Here is a 21518-nt window from a genome sequence, read left to right as displayed (position 1 = left end):
GGCGCGGCGGATGCCGCATGGGTGGGGGCGAATGATAGCATCGTCGCCCCGCCCCGCCGCGTCAGAAGCGCCGCCCGATGGTGAAACTGCCGTACACCGGCCGCTCGCGCTGGCCGTCGAATTCGCGGCTGCGGAAATAGCGGGCGAAGGCGAATTTCCATTCGCCGTGCGTGAAAGCCATGCCGAAGCCGAGGTCGGTGACGAACTTGCGCTTGTCCACGTGGTGGCTGTCGCGAAAGCTGTTGCCGTCGAGGGTGATGTCGCGCCACACCCAGCGGCTGTCGAGATTGACGAACAGGTGGCCGCCCCAGCCGGCATCGTGCGCGCCGCGCGGCGCCGCGTTCTCGCCGGCCGGACGCAGCGGGGCGCTGCCGAAGTCATCGGGCAGGTGCCAGCCGAGGCGCCATTCGAAACCGGCGTTGGCATGCGTGCCGAAGTTGCCGAGCGTGCCGCCCCAGTGGACGATCAGGTCGTGGCCGGCAGCCGCGGGCAACGGGGCGAAACGGTATTTGTGCAGGCGCTCGTGGATAAGCTGGAAGACCGGCTCGTTGTGCAGCTGGTTGTCCCAGCCGTGGAAGCGGCTGACGCCGATCAGGTCGTGCCAGGCATCCTGGACCTGGTGTCCGAGCGCCGCCGGACCGACGACGCCGAGGCGCAGGTGACTGGCGCGCAGGCTGTCGCCGGCGCGGGCGTTGTAGCCGATGTTGAAGAGCAGCGCCGCGGCATAGGGCCGGTCGTTGGCGATCACCGTGCGCGGCAGCTTGTCGGCCGGCGTGTACAGCGCCTGCTGGACGCCGACGACCATGTTGCGCTGGTGGAAGGCGCCCGGCTGCAGCCAGTCGAGGTAGCGGTTGAGCGCGCGCGCCGGCGCAGACAGGCAGGGATCGCCGGCGTAATCGGCGATGTTCGGCGACACTGCGGTCAGCTGCAGGCCGTTGCTGTACCCCTGATCCTGGCCGCGTCCGCCGAAGAGATCGTTGTCGACGCGCAGGGCAAGCGACCAGTGCTGGCGTTCCGGGCACTGGTCGGCGACCGCCGGCGGCGAGGCCAGCAGGGCGAGCAACGGCAGGCAGGACAACAGGCGCGCGAGCGGCGGCGACATCGGGAACTCCGGCGCGGAACGGAACCCGATGATAACCGGATGAGGCTCAGCCGGCAGCCGCCAGCGTCTGTGCGTAGCGTTCGGCGATCAACTGCTCGACCTGGCGGGTCAGCGCATGGCCGTCGAAACGGCTGGCCAGTTCGCGCGCCGCGGTGACGAACTCGGATTCGGCAAAACCTGCGGCATCGGCCATCTGCAGCCACAGCGAACGCGTCGCCAGCGGCTCGAACGAGGGCATCTCCAGCCCGGCTGCCTGCCAGCGTTGCGGCCAGCTCTCGAGCGGAGCCTCCGCCGCCGGATCGACCGGTGGCGCCAGGGTCGGGTCATCGCGAACCAGGGCCGCCATCGCATTGGCGACATCGAATTCGTGCTGGGCATCGGCCTCGCTCGCCATCGGCGTCCGCCAGCCCTGCATCTGGACGCGCATCGACAGGTTGAGCAGCAGGTTGTAGCGGGCCGAAGCGTTCTCGTCCATGGCGGCGTGGCCGCCGGCCGAGAGGCTGCGCATCTCGGCGCGGAAATCGTCGAGCAGGGCCTGGCTTTCGGGCAGTAGCGGCAGCCCGAGCGGGCCTTCCGCACCGAAGCGGCCCACCTCGCGAATCGCCGCCAGCCGCGACCGGGCTTCGCTCAGTACTGCCTCGGAGAAATCCTTGTCGAACCAGTCGCGGACCGACTGCGGCAAGGCGATGCCGGCGGATTTTGCCGCCGCCTCGCCTTGCTGCGCGGCCATCGCTGCCGCCGACAGGCTGACCTTTTCGCCGCTCGCAGCGGCGCTGGCGGTGGTCACCGCCGGTGTCGCGGCAACGCTACTGCGGCTCGTCGCCAGATAGGCCGCAAGTCCGCGGGTGCCGCCAAGCTGGGTGATCGAAAGCATGCCAACTCCCTGTATTGAATGATCTGGCCCGACCCTACGCAAAGCGCATGCCACCCAGAACCGGCGACAACGCAAAAAACGCCAGCCACGGCAAAAATCTGACAAAGCTGTTATTCCTATTACTTTAGTAGTAATGTTCACGGCAATAACAAGACAACCGGCCTCCGGCCCGGCGAACAGCATGCAGGCACTATCAGCGGATTCCCGTTCGGTCATCGACGCGCTCACCGCGCACATCGCACTGATCGACGGCGAGGGAGAAATTGTCGCGGTCAACCTGGCCTGGCGGCGCTTTTACGATGGCAACGGCTGCTGCCTGCCCAACTACGGGGTCGGCTGCAACTACCTGGCGCTGCTCGCCCCGCTTGCCGCCCTGTCAGACAACCCGGCCGCCCCCGAGGACAGCCGCATCGCCGGCGCCGTCGTCGCCGGCTTGCGCAGCGTCCTCACCGGCACCAGCGAGCGCTTCCAGCTCGAATACCCCTGCCACGCGCCGCAGGAACGGCGCTGGTTCCTGCTCACGGTGACGCCTTTCGCCCCCGGACACCGGATTCGCGCCGTGGTCTCGCACGAGAACATCACCGCGCTCAAGCTCGCCGAGGAAAGAACCCGCCAGCAGGCACAGCGGGTGGCCGGATCGTTTGCCAGCACGGTCGAATCGATCGCCCTGGCGATCGAGAAACGCGACCCCTACACCGCCGGCCACCAGCGGCAGGTCGCCGCGCTGGCCAGCGAGATAGGCCGGGTCATGGGGCTCGACCCCGAGCGCCGCTTCGCCCTGCATCTCGGCGCCAGCATCCACGACATCGGCAAGATCTCGGTTCCCGCCGAAATCCTCAACCGGCCCGGCCTGCTCAGCGAACCCGAGTACGCGATCATCCGCCAGCACGCCCAGACCGGGCACGAGATCCTGCGCGGCATCGATTTCCCCTGGCCGATCGCCGACATGGTCAGGCAGCACCACGAGCGACTCGACGGCAGCGGCTATCCGCAAGGATTGCGCGCCGACGAAATCTGCCTGGAAGCGCGCATCATCGCGGTCGCCGACGTCTTCGACGCGATCATCTCGCACCGCCCGTACCGCCCCGGGCGCGCCTTGCAGGAAGCACTCGACGAGTTGCAGCGCGGCCGCGGCACGATCTACGATGCGGCGGTGGTCGACGCCGGCCTGCATTTCTTCGCCGAGGTGACGCCCGAGTGGCATCGGCAGCACCGCGAAAACATCCCCGCCATCGACCCGCTGGCGCATTTCTAGGGAGCGCGCCGGCCCGGCGGATTTCGGCGATAATCGCGGCTTTCGACCGTCGTCTCCGTAGCCCCGTGAACCCCCATCTCGCCCACCTCCAGCCCTACCCCTTCGAAAAGCTGCGCGCACTGTTCGCCGGCGTCACGCCGAATCCCAGATACAAGGAAATCAAGCTGTCCATCGGCGAACCGCAGCATGCGACGCCGCAGTTCATCATGGACGCGCTGCACGCCAACCTGTTCGGCCTGGCCAGTTATCCGACCACCCAGGGCATCCCGGCGCTGCGGCATGCGATCGGCGAGTGGTGCGCACGCCGCTACGGCATCGCCGTCGACCCGGAGAGCGAGATCCTGCCGGTCAACGGCTCGCGTGAGGCACTGTTCTCCTTCGCCCAGACGGTGATCGATCCCAGCCGCGCCGGCGGCACCCCGATCGTCGTCAGCCCCAACCCGTTCTACCAGATCTACGAGGGTGCCGCCTACCTGGCCGGCGCCGAGCCGCGCTTCCTCAACAACCTGCCGGACAACGGCTTCGCCTTCGACTACAGCCAGCTGAGCGAAGCCGAATGGGCGCGCGTGCAGCTGTTCTACGTCTGCTCGCCGGGCAATCCGACCGGCAAGGTACTGTCGCTCGCGGACTGGAAAACCCTGTTCGCGCTCTCCGACAAGTACGGTTTCATCATCGCCGCCGACGAATGCTATTCGGAAATCTACTTCGACGAGGCCAACCCGCCGATCGGCGGCCTGCAGGCGGCCCGGCTGCTCGGTCGCTCGTTCGATCGCCTGGTGATGTTCTCCAGCTTGTCCAAGCGCTCCAACGTGCCGGGCATGCGCTCCGGCTTCGTCGCCGGCGACGCGAAGATCCTGAAGAAATTCCTGCTCTACCGCACCTACCATGGTTGCGCCATGGCGCCCCCGATCCAGGCCGCCTCGGTCGCCGCCTGGAACGACGAGGCGCATGTGCTCGACAACCGCAACCAGTACCGCGAGAAGTTCGCCGCCTGCACCCCGCTGATCGGCGAAGTCCTCGGCACCGGCATGCCGGATGCCAGCTTCTACCTGTGGGCGAGGACCCCGGTCGCCGACACCGAGTTCGCCCGCGGCCTGCTCGAACACTATAATGTCGTGGCCTTGCCCGGCAGTTTCCTCGCCCGCGAAGCCCAGGGCGTCAACCCGGGCGCCAATTTCATCCGCATCGCGCTGGTCGCCGGGCTCGACGAGTGCCTGGAAGCCAGCCGCCGCATCCGTGAATTCACCCAACAACTCTGAGAGAGAAAAACACATGAGCCATCCGCTGCAAGCCACCATCGACGAACTCTGGGAAAAGCGCACCGAACTGACGACCCAATCCGCCGACGCGATCAAGATCATCGAATCGGTGATCGCCGATCTGGATGCCGGCAAGCTGCGCATCGCCGAGAAGGTCAATGGCGAATGGATCGTCAACCAGTGGGCCAAGAAGGCCGTGCTGCTGTCCTTCCGCACCCGCGACAATCGCGTCCAGAAGGCCGGCGACATCAACTTCTACGACAAGGTCGACACCAAGTTCCAGGGCTGGACCGAAGAGCAGTTCAAGGCCGGCGGCTTCCGCGTCGTGCCGGGCGCCTTCGCGCGCAAGGGCGCCTTCATCGCCAAGAACGCGGTGCTCATGCCGTCCTACGTGAACATCGGCGCCTACGTCGATGAAGGCACCATGGTCGACACCTGGGCCACGGTGGGTAGCTGCGCGCAAATCGGCAAGAACGTGCACCTCTCCGGCGGCGTCGGCATCGGCGGCGTGCTCGAACCAATCCAGGCCGGCCCGGTGATCATCGAGGACAACTGCTTCATCGGCGCCCGCTCGGAAGTCGTCGAAGGCGTCGTCGTCGGCGAGAACTCGGTGATCTCGATGGGCGTATACATCGGCCAGAGCACCCCGATCTACGACCGCGAAACCGGCGAAATCACCTATGGCAAGATCCCGCCGGGCTCGGTCGTTATCTCCGGCTCGTTGCCCAAGGATGGCGGCAAGTACAGCCTCTACGCCGCGATCATCGTCAAGAAGGTCGATGCCCAGACCCGTTCGAAGACCAGCATCAACGAACTGCTGCGCGCCTAAACTCCTCCCCGCGAAGGTCTTGCCATGATCCTCGACAAACTGTTCCAGTTGATGTCGGAAAAGCAGGCGTCGGACATCTTCATTTCCGCCGGCACGCCGATCCACATCAAGATCCAGGGCACCACCATGCCGGTGAATCAGCAGATCATGCTGCCCGACATGATCGAGAAGATCGCCTACGAACTGATGTCGCCGGATCAGGCCAAGACCTTCGAAGCCAACAACGAGATGAACCTCTCGTTCGGCGTGCCGCAAGTCGGCAACTTCCGCATCAACATCTTCCGCCAGCGCGGCTCGATCGGCATCGTCGTCCGCTTCATCCTCGGCAACATTCCGCCGCTCGACACGCTCGGCCTGCCGCCGCTGCTTGGCGAGCTGATCATGGAAAAGCGCGGCCTGATCCTGATCGTCGGCGCCACCGGCTCGGGCAAGTCGACGACCATCGCCTCGATGCTCGACTACCGCAACTCGACGCGCACCGGTCACATCCTGACCGTCGAGGATCCGATCGAATTCCTGTTCAAGCACAAGAAATCGATCGTCAACCAGCGCGAAATCGGCATGGACACGCACGACTGGGCAACGGCGCTGAAGAACGCCATGCGCCAGGCCCCCGACTGCATCCTGATCGGCGAAATCCGCGACCGCGACACCATGCAGGCGGCGATCTCCTACGCCCAGACCGGCCACCTGTGCCTGGCGACGCTGCACGCCAACAACTCCTACCACGCGCTCAACCGGATCATCAGCTTCTTCCCGCTGGAAAACCGGCCGGCGCTGTTCCTCGACCTGTCGGTGGCGCTGCGCGCGATCGTCTCCCAGCGCCTGGTCAAGAAACCCGACGGCAAACGCCTGCCGACCTGCGAAATCATGCTCAACACGCGCCACATCAGCGAACTGATCGAGCGCGGCGAAGTCCAGGGCATCAAGGACGCGATGGAACAGACGCTGGCACCGGGATCGCAGACCTTCGAGCAGGACCTGTTCAAGCTCTACCACGAAGGCACGATCACCCTCGACGAAGCGCTGGCCAACGCCGATTCGCCGACCAACCTGTCGTGGCTGATCAACAACTCCGAATTCAATACCAATAACGGCAAGGAAGAGAAGAAGCCCGACATCAGCCTGGAATTCGACAGCACCAACGAAGGCGGTGCCTCGTTCAAGGAATTCCAGCTCAGCCTCGCCGACGACGAAGACCCCCGACAATGACCGACCCCACTCTCGAACTGGCACGGCAGATCATGGCGTGCCCGTCCGTCACGCCCGACGACGCCGGCTGCATGGACATCCTCGGCGGCCGCCTGGCCGCCATCGGTTTCACGCTGGAATGGCTGGACCGCAACGGCACCCGCAACCTCTGGGCGCGCCGTGGCACGACCGCACCGCTGTTCGTCTTCGCCGGCCACACCGACGTCGTGCCGACCGGCCCGCTGGAAAAATGGACCAGCCCGCCATTCGCCCCGGAAATCCGTGACGGCAAGCTCTACGGGCGCGGCGCCGCCGACATGAAGACTGGCGTCGCCGCCGCCGTCACCGCGGTCGAGGCCTTCGTCGCCGCACATCCGGACCACCCCGGCTCGCTCGCCTTCCTGCTCACCTCCGACGAGGAAGGCGACGCCAACGACGGCACCGTCGCCGTCACCGAGGTCCTGCAGGCGCGTGGCGAGCATCTCGACTACTGCATCATCGGCGAGCCGACCTCGGTCAACAGGCTCGGCGACATGATCAAGAACGGTCGTCGCGGCTCGCTCTCCGGCGTGCTCGAGGTCAAGGGCATCCAGTGCCACATCGCCTACCCGGAAAAGGGCCGCAACCCGATCCACCAGGCGGCGCCAGCCATCGCCGAGCTGGCCGCGACCGAGTGGGATCAGGGCAACGAGTACTTCCCGCCGACCACCTGGCAGATCTCCAACATCCACGGCGGCACCGGCGCGACCAACGTCGTTCCCGGTCAACTCGAAATCAAGTTCAATTTCCGTTTTTCCACCGCCAGCACGCCGGAAGGCCTGCAGCAACGGCTGTGCGCCATCCTCGACCAGCACGGCCTGGAGTACGGGATCAAATGGACGCTCGGCGCCCGCCCCTTCCTGACCGGCCGCGGCCCGCTGGCCGACGCGGCGGTCGAGGCGATCCGCGCGGTTTGCGGCATCGAGACCGAACTGTCGACCACCGGCGGCACCTCGGATGGCCGCTTCATCGCGCCGATCTGCGGCCAGCTGCTGGAAATCGGCCCGTCCAACGCGACCAGCCACAAGATCGACGAATGCATCGCCGTCGACGCCCCCGCGCAACTCTCGGCGATCTACCGCCGCATCCTGGAAAAGATCCTGCTCGCATGACTGCCCACGCCCAGCACGAACTGATCACCGTCCGCGACTTCATCCGCTACGCGGTCAGCCGCTTCAATGCCGCCCACCTGTTTTTCGGCCACGGCAGCGACAATGCCTGGGACGAAGCGGTCTACCTGACGCTGCACGCCCTGCACCTGCCGCTCGACCGCCTCGAACCCTTCCTCGACGCCCGTCTGCTGCCGGACGAGCGGGTCCGCCTGCTCGACCTCTACAGCCGCCGTTGCCAGGATCGCCTGCCGGCCGCCTACCTGACCCACGAGGCCTGGCTCGGCGAGGACCGCTTCTACGTCGACGAGCGCGTCATCGTGCCGCGCTCCTTCATCGCCGAACTGCTCGACGAGCAGCTGACGCCGTGGGTCGCCGACCCGTGGGCGGTCGAAAACGCGCTCGACCTGTGCACCGGCTCCGGCTGCCTGGCGATCAAGCTGGCGCTCAACTTCCCCAACGCCCGGGTCGATGCCGTCGACCTGTCGAAGGACGCGCTCGCCGTCGCCGAACGCAACATCGCCGACTACCACCTGGGCGAGCGCGTGCATCCGGTGCATTCCGACGCCTTCGCGGCGCTCGCCGGCCGTCGCTACGACCTGATCATCTCCAACCCGCCCTACGTCGATGCCGAATCGGTCGACGCGCTGCCGCCGGAATACCTGCACGAGCCGGAAATGGCGCTGGGCTCGGGGGACGACGGCCTCGACTTCACCCGCATCATCCTTGCCGAAGCGAAAAAGCACCTGAGCGAAGACGGCATCCTCGTCGTCGAAATCGGCCACAACCGCGACGCGCTCGAAGCCGCCTACCCCGAGCTGCCCTTCACCTGGCTCGACACCGCGGCCGGCGACGAATACGTGTTCATGCTCAACGCCGCCGACCTGCCGGACTAAGACGCGGGCTTGAAACTCTACGAACTCCCCAGCCCGTTCGAGATCGAGACCGGCACGGTCCTGATGCTTGAACCGGCCTGGGCGCGGGCCGGCGAACTGCGCGCCCAGTTGCTCGACGAAAGCTACCCCAGGCCCTTCGTCATCGACGACGGCAAGTCGCGCTACCTCTACTTCAATGTCCGCCTGATGCAGAGCGAGATGGCGCTGAAGGCACCGCACGACCTCGCCTTGCGCTACACGCAGAAGATGATGGGCTTCCTGCTCTTTCATCCGCGTCCCAGGCGCATCGCGCTGATCGGCCTGGGCGGCGGCTCGATCGTCAAGTTCTGCCACCGCCGCCTGCCCGGCGTGCACATCACCGCGGTCGAACTCGACCCCGACGTGATCGCGCTGCGCGACGCCTTCTTCGTGCCGGCGGACGACGAACGCCTGCAGATCATCGCAGGCGACGGCGCCGAATTCATCGAGCGCGCCGAAAAGGGCATCGATGCCCTGCTCGTCGACGCCTTCGACCGCACCGGCTTCGCCCCGGCGCTGGCCAACCGCGAGTTCTTCGAGAACGCCTGGACCAAACTCTCCGGCAACGGCGTGCTGGTGGTCAACCTGGCTGGCGACAAGGAAAGCTACGCCGGCCTGATCGGCGAGGCGATGCACGTCTTCGACGACCAGGTGATCGTCATCTCGGTGCCCGACGACGGCAACCACATCCTCTACGCCTTCAAGGAAAAATACTTCGAACCGCGCTGGCGCTGGCTGCACAACCACGCCAAGGAACTGCGCGCCCGCCTCGGCCTAGATTTCCCGGCCTTCGCGCAGAAGATGGAACGCTCGGCCAAGCTCGGCTTCGCCCGGCGCGAGGCGATCCGCGGCCGGTAAACGGTTTTTGCCGGAATTCGACGGTCGACCGTCGAATTCGACCGATTTTGCCGACGCCGCGCCATTGGCATGCTGTTTGCAACTGCCTGGCATGGACAACATGCGGAGCACGCCAAATGATCGTCACCGGCACCAATAATCCCGTTAACGCCAGGTCTACTGCCAGAATCGCCGCCCCCATGCGGCAGATCGCTGCCGCCGAGCCGGCAAGGCTTGCCGACAAGGTCGGCATTTCCGACGCCGGCAGGCAAGCGGCAGCGACTGCAGCCGCGACGACGGGCGTCGAGCAGTATGCGCTACCGAACTGGCTTGCCGATTTCGGATTCACGCTCGATGCCGGGGTCGCCACTGTCCAGGCCGATGGCACGCTGGCCGGTGGCACCCGTGGCGACTGGTTCGCCCGGAAATACCCGGAGGCCGCGGCGGCCGCCCAGAGCGAACGGGACACCTATTCCCGGCGGATCGACGCCCATTACCAATCGCTACTCCGGGACAACGGCGTCAACGACACCGCCAGCCACTACCAGACGCTGATCGTGGACCAGGCGGCGAGCGAGAACCTGCACCAGCAGATGGTCGAGCGCATCAAGGCCGATCCCGTGCTGAGCGCGCTGCTACTCCGGATGGGCAAGGCCCATCTGGTCGCCTGATCCCCCACCCTGCGGAGAAACCCCCATGATCATCCAAGGCAACAGCCTGCCGATCAATGCTTACAGCGCCGCCCGTGCAGCCGCGCCGCAAGTCGAAACCGCGGCGCCAACGACGCTGGCCGAGAAAATCAGCATATCCAGCGCTGCCCGCACCCTGCTCGCCAGCGAATCGACGGCGAACGACCCGCGCCTGGCGGCAATCAAGACGAAGCCGGCGCTCGAACGCAGCGCCGCCGACACCGAATACCTGCTGGCCAACGACAAGCGCCTGGCCGAGATCAATGCCAAGGATCCGCAGACACTGACCGCCGACGAAATCGACTACCAGCAGAAGGCCGGCGGTTTCGTGAACACCATGGCCAACCTCTCGGCAGCCGAGCGGGCGCTCTACGACGAGCTGGTCGCTGCCGGCAACCACGCGGCCGTCGAAGGCATGAACCTGATCGCGCTGGCCCGTCACGGCATGGACGGCCAGCAGGTGACACTGCCCGACGGCAGCAGCTTCGATCCGACACGCACCGAAATCACCGCGGAGAACATCCGCCAGTTGTTCACGCAGATGTTCGTCGATGGCGACGGCGCCGCCGCCCGCCGCCTCGACGCCCTGGCCGGCTACCTCGAGCGGCGCGGCACGAACGCCTGATCAGTTGCCGGCGATCTCGCCGAGGATCGCCCGCAGCAGGCGCCAGCAACGGTCGACCGAGGCCACCTCGACCCGCTCGCCGGGCGCGTGGGCGCCGTGGATTGTCGGCCCGAAGGAAACGATGTCGAGGCCCGGGTAGCGGGCGCCGATCAGCCCGCATTCGAGGCCGGCATGGATCACCTGGACCTTCGAATCGCCGCCGAAATCGCGGGCGAACACGGCCTGGCAGGTACGCAGCAAGGCCGAATCCGGGTTCGGCCGCCAGCCCGGATACTGGCCGGATTTTTCGGCGACGGTGCCGGACAGCGCAAACAGGCTGACGATCTCGTCGGCCAGCGCATCGGCGGCACGGTCGACCAGCGAACGGACCATGAAATTGGCGTAGCCGGCGTCCGGCGTCAGTTCGACGATGCCGAGATTGTTCGAGGTTTCGACGACGCCCGCCACCGCCCGGCTGAAACGCCTGACGCCGTGCGGCGCGGCATGCAGCGACGCCAGCCAGGTGAATTGCTCGGCGCCGGCCATCACCGCATCCGCCGTCGCCGCTTGCGCGCTCAGCGCAAGGCCGTCGTCGACACCGCACAGCAGTTCGCGCAGCGCCGCCTGCTGCGTCGCCAGCCAGGCCTCCAGCCCGTCGGCTTCGGGCAGCGCGAGCACGGCGAAGGCCTCGCGCGGCAGCGCGTTGCGCGCCGAGCCGCCGTGCAGCGAGACCAGCCGGTAAGGCATGACGCCGGCCAGGTCGTGCAGCACACCGACCAGCAGCTTGATCGCGTTGCCGCGCTGCTCGTGGATATCGACGCCGGAATGGCCGCCGCGCAGCCCACGCAGCGCGATCCGGCGCACCGTCCAGCCGGCCGGCAGCGATTCGGGCTCGCCGTCGCGGCGAACATCGACGTCAAGCCCGCCGGCGCAGCCGAGGTAGAACTCGCCCCAGGCTTCGGTATCCAGGTTGAGCATCAGCGACGCATCGAGCAAGCCCGGCGCCAGACCACGGGCACCGCCCATGCCGGCTTCCTCGTCGATGGTCAGCAGGGCTTCGAGCGGCCCGTGGCGCAGCGTTTCGTCTTCCAGCGCGGCAAGGATCAGCGCCACGCCGATGCCGTTGTCGGCGCCCAGCGTCGTCTGCTCGGCGACCAGCCAGCCGTCGCGCAGCACCGGCACGATGGCGTCGCGGGAAAAGTCGTGGGCGCTTTCGGCGTTCTTCTCGCAGACCATGTCCAGGTGCGCCTGCAGGACGACGGTCGGGGCGTGCTCGCAGCCGGGCGTCGCCGGCTTCTTCAAAATCAGGTTGCCGGCACGGTCGACCGTCGACGTCAGCGATTTTTCCGCAGCCCAGGCAAGCAGCGCATCGCGCAGGGCGGCTTCGGCCTTGGAGGCGCGCGGCGTCGCGCAGAGTCGGGCGAAATGCCGCCAGACGATGGCAGGTTCGAGACGGGGAAAAGCTTCGACAAGCATGGCGGATCCGGGCGCAAAAGGCGGCAGCTTAACCCGACGGCCGCCGGCTGGCCACGGCGGAAGCGCTCTCAGGCAGCCGCTAGCGGGCGCTGGCCGCCGCTGGGCAGCGCCCCGGCGCACCAGGCCATGGCCATGATCACCAGCAGGGTTGCGGCGTTGGCCGGAATCTGCAGATTGAAATCGACCCAGCTGTGGATGATCAGCGCCACCATCGCCATCAGCGAACCGAAGGCGATGCCGCGCGGCAGGCTGGAACGGCGCCTGACCAGCACGCGCACGCCGGCGGCCAATGTCAGCGCGACGAAGGCACCGAGGACGGCGAGCCCGGGCAGGCCGAAGTCGGCGGCGATCTCGACGTAATCGTTGTGGGCGTGGTCGAAATAGCCCTCGCGCGGCGTCCGGTAGCGCAGGTAGGTGCCGTAGAAGCTGCCGGCGCCGGTGCCCAGCGCCGGGAAATCGAGGCTCATGTCCATCGCGTGCCGGGCCGCGCTCAGGCGCAGTTCGACCGATTCCTCGCGGCCGCCGCCCTCGGTCGTCATCGTCGTTTCCTGAACCCGGCTGACCACCTTCTCCAGGCCGACCCAGGTGCCGATGACGACGACGTCGATGACGATCAGGCTGGCGATCAGGAGCACCGCCTTCGGCGCCGTCTTGCGCGACAGCGCGATGTAAAGCAGGCCGACCACGATCATCGCCGCGAAGAAACCGCCGTTGCCCATCCGCGAACGTGTCAGCACCAGCGCGATGACCATGATCACCAGCATCAGGCGCAGCACCATCTTCGGGCTGAGCATGAAGTCGATGCCGCCGCGCAGCCGGCTGCGCCAGTGGCCGAGCGGCGTACTGTCGTTGCCCAGGCGGGCGAGCATCAGGCCGATGCCGACCGACAGGCAGAGTTCCATGTAGCCGGCCATGTGGTTGTGATAGACGAAGGTGCCGCGCACGCGATCGTGCACCACCTCGGCGAAGAACATCGTGTATTTGGCGCCGAACGAGAACAGCAGCGCCCCGACGATCGCCTGGAAGACGCCGCTGCCGACGATGACCAGGGCCAGCGTGTCGAGTCGCCGGTTGCTGCGCACGCAGAGCAGTGCGACCACGAAGATCGCCCAGTAGGCAAACGACAGCGCCGCGTAGAACTGGGTCTGGTGCGGATCGAGGGTGAATCGCGGCGGCCCGATCCCGTCCCAGACCGCGAGTGCCTCCGGCGACACCGCGCCGATCAGCGCCGCCGGCCAGGGCAGGATCTGCAGCCACGGGATCAGCGTGAACAGGCCGAGCAGCAGCACCGGCCAGCGGAACTGGCGCAGGCGCTCGGCCAGTGCCGGCCCGTGGTTGCGCCAGGCATAGGCAGCACCGGCGAGCAGCAGCACGGCCCAGACGATGACGATGGCCGCGGCGAAGGTCCGGTTGCTGCCCAGCGGCAACGGAATCCAGCAGAGCAGCGCGAGCAGCCCGCGGAACACCCACTGGTCGGGGACGGAATCGGACGAACGGCGGCGGACGGCGGGCTGGTCGGTCATCGGCAGAGGCTTCTCGGCGAAAGGGCGGTCAGTTTAGCGAAATTCGCCGGACTAGCCGCGGGCATCGCCCCAGCGATACGGACTGGCGTCCTCGCCGAGATAATGGGCGACGCCGTCGCGACCGACACAGTATTGCGGCGAGACGATCATTTCCTTCATCGTCTGGGCATCGCCGATGCGCGTGTATTCGAAGACGATGCAGCGCTCGATCCGCGTTCCCGAACGGATGTGGCTGCCGTGGCCGATCCAGGCCGGGCCGATGATCGAGACGCCGGGGTCGATGCGGACGTTGGAACCGATGTAGATCGGCCCTTCCAGCTTCGAGCTTTCCCAGGCCACCGAGGTGTTCAGGCCGGCCCAGACGCCGGGCTGGACTTCCGTCCCGGGCATTTCCATCTGCGCCACCTCGCCGCGCAGCACGCGCTGGGACACCTCCCAGTAATCGTTCAGGCGGCCGATGTCGATCCAGTTGAAGAAGCGCTTCTGGGCATAGAACGGCAGCCCCTTCTCGACCAGCATCGGAAACAGTTCGCTGCCGATGTCGAAGGGCTGGTCGCGCGGAATCAGCTCGAGCACTTCCGGCTCGAAGATGTAGATGCCGGTACTGGCCAGCCGCGACTTGGCTTCCTCCGGCTTCGGCTTTTCCTGGAAGGAAATGATCTTGCCGTCCTCGTCGGCAACGACGACGCCGTAGTTCTGCACTTGATCGAGCGGCACTTCCAGGGTCACGACGCTGGCCAGCGCGCCCTTCATCTTGTGTTCGCGCAGCGCGGCACCGATGTCGAGGTCGACGATCGCATCGCCGCAGACGACCAGCGTCGTCTCGTCGAAGAAACCGCCGAAATCCTGGATCTTGCGCATGCCGCCGGCCGAACCCATGGCCTTGGGCACGATCTCGCCGTGGTCGCGCGCGCCCTCGAACGAGTAGCCGAGGTTGACGCCCCAGCGCCGGCCGTCGCCGAAGTAGTTTTCGATCTTGTAGTGGTTGAAGGCGACGTTGACCATGATGTCATGGACACCGTAGCGGGCCATGTGCTCGATCAGGTATTCCATGACCGGCTTGCCGAGGATGGGCACCATCGGCTTCGGCACGAACTTGGTCAGCGGACGCACGCGCGTTCCCTGGCCGGCGGCCAGAATCATTCCCTTTGCCATCGATATTTCCCCTTGGAGTCAGAGATCTTCCGCCGGACGGCACCGGCGACGATCGTCAATATGCGTTTTTATTGATGAAGCCCTTGAACACGGTCAGGAAGATGATCTTGATGTCCAGCCACAAGGACCAGTTCTGAACATACTCCAGATCATATTTCACGCGCATTTCCATCTTGTCGAGCGTCTCGGTCTCACCACGCCAGCCGCTGATCTGGGCCCAGCCGGTGATGCCCGGCTTGACCTTGTGACGCAGCATGTAGCCGCGGATCAGCTTGCGGTACTGCTCGTTGTGCGCGACCGCGTGCGGCCGCGGACCGACCACCGACATCTGCCCCTGCAGCACGTTGATGAACTGCGGCAGCTCATCGAGCGAGGTACGGCGCAGGAAGGCACCGAAAGGCGTGATCCGCATGTCGCCCTTGGACGCCTGGACGACCTTGTCGCCGTCTTCGCAGACGGTCATGCTGCGGAACTTCCAGACTTCGACGACGGCACCGTTGAGGCCGTAGCGGCGTTGCTTGAAGAGCACCGGCCCGGGCGAGGTGAGCTTGACGCCGAGCGCGATAACCGCCATCGGCAAGGCAATGATCATCAGGATCAGGCTGGCGACGACGATGTCCTCGAGTCGCTTGAGCCAGCCATCGACGCCGTAGAACGGGCTTTCGTGCAGGCTGAGCACGGGAATGCCGTCGAGGCTGCTCATCTTGCCGTGGAGCAGGTCGAAGATGAAGAAATTGGGCACCAGGTAGACCGAGGCCGTGGTGTCGCTGAGCGCATTGACCAGTTCGACGATGCGGTTTTCCGCCTTCATCGGCAGCGTGATGTAGATGTAATCGACCTTGCCCTCGCGCGCCAGCGCCACCAGTTCGTCGAAACGGCCGATGCCCTCGGCGTCGTGGGCGGTGTGCTTGCAGTCGCGGCTGGCCAGGCGATCGTCGTAATAACCGATGAACTGCATGCCGAGCCAGGGCGTCTGTTCGACCTTCTCGACCACCTGCTTGCCGAGCTTGGTCTTGCCGGCGATGGCCAGGGTCCGCGTGTTGCGGCCATTGCTGCGCAGCGCGTTGAGGACGACGCGCAGGCTGACGCGGACGCTGGCCAGGGCCAGCGGCGCCAGGCCGAACCAGGTGAGCATGGCGACCCGCGAATAGTCGGACGAGGTCTTGCTGAGGAAGGCCAGGAAAACCAGCGCGACCATCGTCCAGAACCAGGCGACCAGGGTCGCCGTCACCGCTTCGTGCACCGGCACCAGGCGCCACGACGAATAGAGATGGCGGGCGCCGCCGATCATCAGGAAGATCATCACGCCCCAGACACCTGCCTGCGCATACTGGCCGGAGAATTCAAGGTCGCGGGTGATCTGCAGGGCGACCGTCAGGGAAAGGAGGATCACGGCCGCGTCGAGCAGGCGATGGAAGAAGCCGATCTTGGAACTGTGGGGCCGGACCAGGCCGGAAGACATCGAAGCCATGAAGGAAACCAATCAGTGACGCAGTGACAATGTGATCACACGATGATGATGCCACGACACCTGACGATCGTCCTATATGACATTACTCATAGCCAAATATGCCAAAAATCTATACGCAAAGCCTGTCCCGACGGGCGATCGGCACCCATCCGTGAAACGGCGCAAGGCCCATGCCGTCGGCAACCTGGCCAGGCGGGCGAAAAAATGTCAAAATCATTCGACTTTTACGCAACAGATGACGACATGGCCAAGCTTCCGGACGAAATCGCCGGTTTTCCGATCAACCAGCCGCTGACACTGTGGGGCCTGCCCTGGGTGATCGGCGGCCTTGCCGTCGTTTATGCCTCGCTGCTGCTGCCGACCGCAGCCAGCCTGCTCGCCGGTCTCGGCGTCGCGCTCGCCTGGCTGGCCTTCAACAGCCACGCCCGCTACCGTTCGCCGCTTGGCGTCGGGCACCGTCTCGGCCAGTTCGTGCTGCTTTTCGCACTGTTCCAGATGCTGCTCGGCGTCGGCGCCTGCGCCGCCGGCCTGGCGCTGCTCGACCGGGCGCACCTGCTGCCGGCGGCGAGTCTCGGCTACCTGCTGGCGACCGCGCTGGCGCTGGCGCTCGGTCGCCGGCGCTGGCGCCAGCGCAGCGACCGCCTCGTCGCCGGCGGTGCCGATGCCGAAGACCGTGCCTGGCTGGCGCGCAGCGGCGCCGACAGCGAGCGCTTCGAACTCGGCGACCCGCTGCTTGCCGGCACCGGCGACCCTGCCATCGGTCGCCATGGCTGGCTGGCCGGCAGTCTCGCCGCAGCCGTCGCACTGCTCGCCCGCGTCGCCGGCTTCGACCTGAACGGCATCGCCGGCATGCTCGGACTGCTGTTCAGCAGCCTGATGCTCTACGCCAGCTGGCGCCTGGCCGAGGATCTGTGCCGGCTGCTGACACTGCGCCGGATCGAGGCACGGGCCGGTCGCCGTTTCGTCAATCGCCGGCAGGCCGAGATACGCGCCTTGCGCCGCGGCTTTGCCTGCGCCCGCTGGCTGTGCCGGGCCGAGGATCTCGTCGCGCCGGCAGCGGCCGGCCGCAAGCGGCGACAGCACATATAACCATCGGTTAATATTCGTCCTTCGCCTTTTTCCCCGCCAATTCCCATGCGCATTGCCGATCCCGCCCAGAAAACGCTGGTCAATGAAGTCAATTTGCTGCTCGACACCCTGCCGCTGAGCGGCGCCAGGATCGTCGAACTCGGCTGCGGCAAGGCGGAGAAGACCCGCAGCCTGGCGGCAACCGGGCTGCCGCAGGAAATCGTCGCGCTCGAAGTCGATGCCCGCCAGCACGCGAAGAACCTGCAGATCGCCGACCTGCCCGGCGTCCGCTTCGCCCAGGGCGGCGCCGAGGCGATTCCGGCAGCCGATGCCAGCGTGGACATCGTGCTGATGTTCAAGTCGCTGCACCACGTGCCGCTCGCACTGATGGACCAGGCGCTGGCCGAGATCGCCCGCGTCCTCAGGCCGGGCGGCCTGGCCTGGATATCGGAACCGGTCTATGACGGCAACCTGAACGAGGTCTTCCGCCTCTTCCACGATGAAAAGCTGGTGCGCGAGGCGGCCTTCTCCGCCGTCTGCCGCGCCGTCGAGCGCGGGCCGCTGCGGCTGCGCCAGCAACTGTTCTTCGATACGCGCAGCCATTTCGACGATTTCGCCGCCTTCGACGCGCGCATGATCCAGGTCACGCACAGCGACCATCGCCTGTCGCCCGAGCTGTATGCGGCGGTCCGGGAAAAATTCGACAGCTTCATGACGCCCGCCGGCGCGACCTTCCTCACCCCGCAGCGCGTCGATCTGCTGGTCCGTGACTGAGGCCGCCCGCTACCGCCTGCGCCCGATGCGCGTGCCCGACCTGCCGGCGGTGCTGGCGGTGCAGCGCCAGTGCTACGTCGCGGAAATGAACGAAGATGGCCCGACCTGGCACGGTCGACTGGCCGCAGCGCCCGATTTTGCCTGGGTCGCCGAAGACGGCGACGGACTCTGCGCCTACCTCGCCACCTACCCCTCGCGACTGGGCAAGGTGACGCCGCTGGGCGGTGCCTTCGTCGTCGCCGAGGCCGCCGACTGCCTCTACTTCCACGACCTGGCGGTGGCGCCGGCAGCTGCCGGCAGCGGTCTCGGCGCCCGCCTGGTCGAGCATGCGCTGGCCGCCGCCCGCGCCGGCGGCCTGGCCCACGCGGCCCTGGTCTGCGTCCAGGACGCGCTGGGTTTCTGGCAACGACGCGGCTTCAGCACCAGCCAGCGCCTGTCGCCGGCAAGTGCCGCAGCCCTGGCCAGCTACCCGGGTCCGGCACGCTACATGGTGCGCAGCGACTGAGTCGCGCTCAGTCGTCGACGTACTCGGAAATCTCGATCAGGTTGAGATCGGGATCGCGCAGGTAAACCGAGCGGATGCGGCCAGTGGCGCCGGTACGCAAGACCGGCCCTTCGACGATCGTCTGGCCGCCCGCCTGCAGCGCATCGATCACCTGCGCCAGTGGCCGCGAGGCAATGAAGCACAGGTCGAGCGCCCCCGGCACCGGCAGATGCGCCTTCGGCTCGAACTCGCTGCCTTTGACGTGCAGGTTGATTTTCTGGTTGCCGAAGCGGAAGGCCTTGCGCCCGGCACCGAAAGTTTCCAGCTGCATGCCGAGGACGCCAGTGTAGAAGGCAACGCAAGCCGCCTCGTCGGTGGTGGTCAGGACGAGATGGTCAAGATGATCGATCAAGGCGGACTCCGGGATGAATGCCGCCGTTCACGGTCGACCGGCGGACGGGGCAAAAAATCAGATTTCGCTGATCACGCTGGCCTCGGCCAGACGCGACTTGGGCAGCTTGGCGTTGAAGTCCTGCTCGCCGCTGTAGCCGAGCGCGGTCAGCAGCACGCAGCGCAGGCCCTGCGCCTCGAGGCCGAGGGCGGCGTCGATGGCGGCGGCGTCGATGCCTTCCATCGGACAGGCGTCGATGCCGAGGGCGGCGGCGCCGAAGAGCAGCGAGCCGAGGGCGATGTAGATCTGCTTCTCGGTCCAGCGCGGCAGGTCGGCGAGCTGGTCGCGATGCAGCGTGGTGTAGAAGACGCGCGCGTTGTGCTGGGTTTCGCGGGCTTCCGGCGTGGCAAAGCGGCCGTCGCGGTCTTCCTGCTCGACCAGCGCCTGCAGGTGGGCGTCGTCGAGGTCGCGGCGGACGCAGAGGACGACCACGTGCGAGGCATTGCGCACCTTGGGCGCGTTGTATTCGAAACGACCGGCCAGCGTCGCGGCGATCTTCTCCTTGCCTTCGGCGCTGCTGGCGACAATGAAGTGCCAGGGTTGCGAATTGACCGAGGACGGCGCGAAACGGAGCAGCGTCTTGAGCTGCTCGATCAGCGCGGGATCGACCTTGCGGGCCGGATCGAAGGCCTTGCAGGTACGACGGGTGGTGGCGATGGCGGCGATGTTCATGGGGACTCCGGAAAAATTGGCGACAAGGGATGGCGACGACTAGGTGCGCGAGATTAGCAGGAAGTTCCCGGCGCGTGCGGGCTCAGGCTTCCCGCTCGTCGAGCGCCATCAGTTCGAGACCGTCGGCGCCGACCCCGACGGCACAGGCGCCGTGCTCGCCGACGACCTTGTAGCGATGGTTGCCGAGATGCACCTCGACGCCTTCGCAGAGCAGCTCCCGGGCGACCAGCCGCGACTGCCGGGACAGCTCGATCTTCCTGGTCAGCTGCTCCTGCTCCTCGCGCATTTCGGCGATCTGCGCCGACAACTGGGCAGCCGTGGCGCGTGCCTTGGCGATCATCTCGGGACGCAGGCGGCCGGGATTCTTGTGCGCGAAGTCGAGCAGCTTGGCAACCTCGAGCAGCTGCGTCTCGCGCTCGTCGCGGAGCTTGCACATCTGCAACAGCTGCTTGTGCAGCAGCGGATTGACGCCGATCGCGCAGTAGGTGGCAATGCGGTTCGACGAACCGACGACCTTGCCGGTGATCGACAGCGTCGCCTGCAGGTGGCCGCCGACGATGTGGCCGCGCCGCTTGCCGCCGATGCGGATGTGGTTGATCGCGGTCAGCTCGCACTGCAGCGCGCTGTCGTCGATGAAGATGCTGTCGCCGGCCTCGATCTTCGCCTGCTGGGCATAGGCGGCATGGAAGCTGCCCTCGCAGCGGATATGGCATTCCTCGCTGGTCTTGCGCCCGAGCGAGCCCATCGCGCCGCCCTTGACGACGATGCTGCCGCCGGCCTCGAGGGTGCCCATGTCGACGACGCCGCCGACCTCGATGTCGCCCGAGGCGCGCACCGTCATGCCGCTGCCGACATCGCCCTTGACCACGACGCTGCCATCGAAGCTGACGTTGCCGGTCACGGTCGACACCTGGTCGACGCGAAAAACCGGCTCGACCAGCATGCCGCCGGCGACCACCACCGGCTGGCCGGTGATCGCCGCGACCAGCAGGTCGGGATTGCCCGGATCGAAGGCGGTGCCGGGCAGCGAGGCGGCGAACATCGCCGCCTTGCCCGGCACCGCCGGGATCGTTTCGCCGAGCAGGGTTCGCCCGGGCGTGCCGTCGGTCGGCGGATGGCGCAGCATCAACCAGTCGCCGGCATGGACGACGAAGATGTCGCCGAGTTCGCGATAGTCGATGTAGCCGCTGGCGTCGACCTGCGGCCGACGGTCGCGGACTTCCGGAATCAGCGATTCGAGCCGGCCGTCGCAGCCGTCGACCGGCGGCACGCCACGCGCGACGACGACGTGGCTGGCACTGCCAGCGGCGACTGCAGCGGCGATCGCGGCGTGATCGACGCCTTCGCCGATGCCGTTGTCGGCAAGCAGGGCCAGTACCGCCTCGACGCTGGCCGGCTGGCCGCCCTCGGCGGCGGCGATGTCGAGCCAGGCTTCGACGCTGTCCGGCGACAGGTCGATGCGCAGCACGGCGTCGACCGCCTCGGCGATCGGCAGCGTGCAGGCGATGCCGGCGTTGTGGTTGGCGAGCAGGCCGAGCGCCATGTTCGGCAGGTAGCGCAAGGCGCCCCAGCCGGCGGCGGCGATCCGTTCGCGCAGGCCCGGCTCGTCGAGCGGCGCCGCGTCGTGGTCGGCGACGACACTGGCCAGCAACTGGCCGGTCGCCGCGTCGAAATGCAGTTGCAGGCCGGAGAGGCCCGCCTCGTTCGCTGTCACTTGTCTCCCTCGCTCCCGGGGTTTGCCG

General features: G+C 66.7%; 21 protein-coding genes. 12 read left to right on the top strand and 9 right to left on the bottom strand.

The window, feature by feature from the left end; all coding sequences use genetic code 11:
- Positions 1-61: 61 nt before the first annotated feature.
- Together DFR40_RS13495 and DFR40_RS13490 are read right to left on the bottom strand one after the other, a co-directional pair.
- A complete protein-coding gene (locus tag DFR40_RS13495; RefSeq protein WP_121459020.1) occupies positions 62-1102 on the bottom strand; it encodes a lipid A deacylase LpxR family protein in 1041 nt (346 codons plus the stop codon).
- Between the two features lie 46 nt (positions 1103-1148).
- Positions 1149-1976: a hypothetical protein gene (locus DFR40_RS13490; RefSeq protein WP_121459019.1), complete on the bottom strand. Its 828-nt coding sequence runs from the start codon at positions 1974-1976 to the stop codon at positions 1149-1151.
- 181 nt (positions 1977-2157) lie between these two features.
- On the opposite strand from DFR40_RS13490, the gene DFR40_RS13485 reads away from it, so the two are divergent.
- From DFR40_RS13485 to DFR40_RS13445, 9 genes are all read left to right on the top strand, one after another.
- Positions 2158-3231: an HD-GYP domain-containing protein gene (locus DFR40_RS13485; RefSeq protein ID WP_211329807.1), complete on the top strand. Its 1074-nt coding sequence runs from the start codon at positions 2158-2160 to the stop codon at positions 3229-3231.
- Positions 3232-3296: 65 nt separating this feature from the next.
- Positions 3297-4490 carry a succinyldiaminopimelate transaminase gene (dapC, locus tag DFR40_RS13480; RefSeq protein ID WP_121459017.1) on the top strand — a complete coding sequence of 398 codons (1194 nt, stop codon included), beginning with the start codon at positions 3297-3299 and terminating at the stop codon, positions 4488-4490.
- 13 nt (positions 4491-4503) lie between these two features.
- A complete protein-coding gene (dapD, locus tag DFR40_RS13475; RefSeq protein ID WP_028995446.1) occupies positions 4504-5319 on the top strand; it encodes a 2,3,4,5-tetrahydropyridine-2,6-dicarboxylate N-succinyltransferase in 816 nt (271 codons plus the stop codon).
- 24 nt (positions 5320-5343) lie between these two features.
- A complete protein-coding gene (locus tag DFR40_RS13470) occupies positions 5344-6531 on the top strand; it encodes a PilT/PilU family type 4a pilus ATPase (protein ID WP_121459016.1) in 1188 nt (395 codons plus the stop codon).
- Positions 6528-7661, top strand: a complete 1134-nt coding sequence (gene dapE / locus DFR40_RS13465) for a succinyl-diaminopimelate desuccinylase (protein ID WP_121459015.1) — start codon at positions 6528-6530, stop codon at positions 7659-7661. Before DFR40_RS13470 ends, dapE begins: the two co-directional genes overlap by 4 nt.
- Positions 7658-8554: a 50S ribosomal protein L3 N(5)-glutamine methyltransferase gene (prmB, locus tag DFR40_RS13460; protein WP_121459014.1), complete on the top strand. Its 897-nt coding sequence runs from the start codon at positions 7658-7660 to the stop codon at positions 8552-8554. Before dapE ends, prmB begins: the two co-directional genes overlap by 4 nt.
- Positions 8555-8563: 9 nt before the next feature.
- The gene (locus tag DFR40_RS13455; RefSeq protein WP_121459013.1) at positions 8564-9430 is read left to right on the top strand and encodes a spermine/spermidine synthase domain-containing protein; all 867 of its coding nucleotides are present in this window, start codon (positions 8564-8566) and stop codon (positions 9428-9430) included.
- Between the two features lie 179 nt (positions 9431-9609).
- Entirely contained in the window at positions 9610-10080 is a 471-nt protein-coding gene (locus DFR40_RS13450) for a hypothetical protein (protein ID WP_121459012.1), read from the top strand.
- A 25-nt stretch (positions 10081-10105) separates the two neighbouring features.
- Positions 10106-10723 (top strand): hypothetical protein, encoded by a 618-nt coding sequence (locus tag DFR40_RS13445; protein WP_121459011.1) that lies wholly within the window; start codon positions 10106-10108, stop codon positions 10721-10723.
- Here the strand turns inward: DFR40_RS13445 and DFR40_RS13440 are convergent, their stop codons facing one another.
- From DFR40_RS13440 to DFR40_RS13425, 4 genes are all read right to left on the bottom strand, one after another.
- The gene (locus DFR40_RS13440) at positions 10724-12178 is read right to left on the bottom strand and encodes an aminoacyl-histidine dipeptidase (RefSeq protein ID WP_121459010.1); all 1455 of its coding nucleotides are present in this window, start codon (positions 12176-12178) and stop codon (positions 10724-10726) included.
- A 68-nt stretch (positions 12179-12246) separates the two neighbouring features.
- The gene (locus DFR40_RS13435) at positions 12247-13701 is read right to left on the bottom strand and encodes an O-antigen ligase family protein (RefSeq protein WP_121459009.1); all 1455 of its coding nucleotides are present in this window, start codon (positions 13699-13701) and stop codon (positions 12247-12249) included.
- A 51-nt stretch (positions 13702-13752) separates the two neighbouring features.
- On the bottom strand, positions 13753-14856 hold the full coding sequence (locus DFR40_RS13430) for a nucleotidyltransferase family protein (protein ID WP_121459008.1): 1104 nt from the start codon (positions 14854-14856) through the stop codon (positions 13753-13755).
- Between the two features lie 55 nt (positions 14857-14911).
- Positions 14912-16327, bottom strand: a complete 1416-nt coding sequence (locus tag DFR40_RS13425; RefSeq protein WP_211329806.1) for an undecaprenyl-phosphate glucose phosphotransferase — start codon at positions 16325-16327, stop codon at positions 14912-14914.
- A 243-nt stretch (positions 16328-16570) separates the two neighbouring features.
- Here DFR40_RS13425 and DFR40_RS13420 point away from each other — a divergent pair, with 243 nt between their 5' ends.
- The 3 genes from DFR40_RS13420 to DFR40_RS13410 are packed head-to-tail and all read left to right on the top strand — an operon-like array spanning position 16571 to position 18674.
- On the top strand, positions 16571-17416 hold the full coding sequence (locus DFR40_RS13420) for a hypothetical protein (protein ID WP_121459007.1): 846 nt from the start codon (positions 16571-16573) through the stop codon (positions 17414-17416).
- 45 nt (positions 17417-17461) lie between these two features.
- Entirely contained in the window at positions 17462-18169 is a 708-nt protein-coding gene (locus DFR40_RS13415; RefSeq protein WP_121459006.1) for a class I SAM-dependent methyltransferase, read from the top strand.
- Positions 18162-18674, top strand: a complete 513-nt coding sequence (locus tag DFR40_RS13410; protein ID WP_211329805.1) for a GNAT family N-acetyltransferase — start codon at positions 18162-18164, stop codon at positions 18672-18674. Before DFR40_RS13415 ends, DFR40_RS13410 begins: the two co-directional genes overlap by 8 nt.
- Positions 18675-18681: 7 nt before the next feature.
- On the opposite strand, the gene DFR40_RS13405 is transcribed toward DFR40_RS13410, so the two are convergent.
- The 3 genes from DFR40_RS13405 to DFR40_RS13395 form a co-directional block, all read right to left on the bottom strand.
- Positions 18682-19065 carry a VOC family protein gene (locus DFR40_RS13405; RefSeq protein WP_121459005.1) on the bottom strand — a complete coding sequence of 128 codons (384 nt, stop codon included), beginning with the start codon at positions 19063-19065 and terminating at the stop codon, positions 18682-18684.
- Positions 19066-19122: 57 nt separating this feature from the next.
- The gene (nfsB, locus tag DFR40_RS13400) at positions 19123-19776 is read right to left on the bottom strand and encodes an oxygen-insensitive NAD(P)H nitroreductase (RefSeq protein WP_121459004.1); all 654 of its coding nucleotides are present in this window, start codon (positions 19774-19776) and stop codon (positions 19123-19125) included.
- Between the two features lie 82 nt (positions 19777-19858).
- Entirely contained in the window at positions 19859-21490 is a 1632-nt protein-coding gene (locus tag DFR40_RS13395; protein ID WP_121459003.1) for a flagellar assembly protein A, read from the bottom strand.
- Positions 21491-21518 lie beyond the last annotated feature (28 nt).

Origin of the sequence: Azonexus fungiphilus (assembly GCF_003634965.1) — a bacterium.
GTDB classification, from domain to species: Bacteria; Pseudomonadota; Gammaproteobacteria; order Burkholderiales; family Rhodocyclaceae; genus Azonexus; species Azonexus fungiphilus.
The sequence above is the reverse complement of the archived record's forward strand: the minus strand, read 5'-3'. Positions and strand labels throughout refer to the sequence as shown.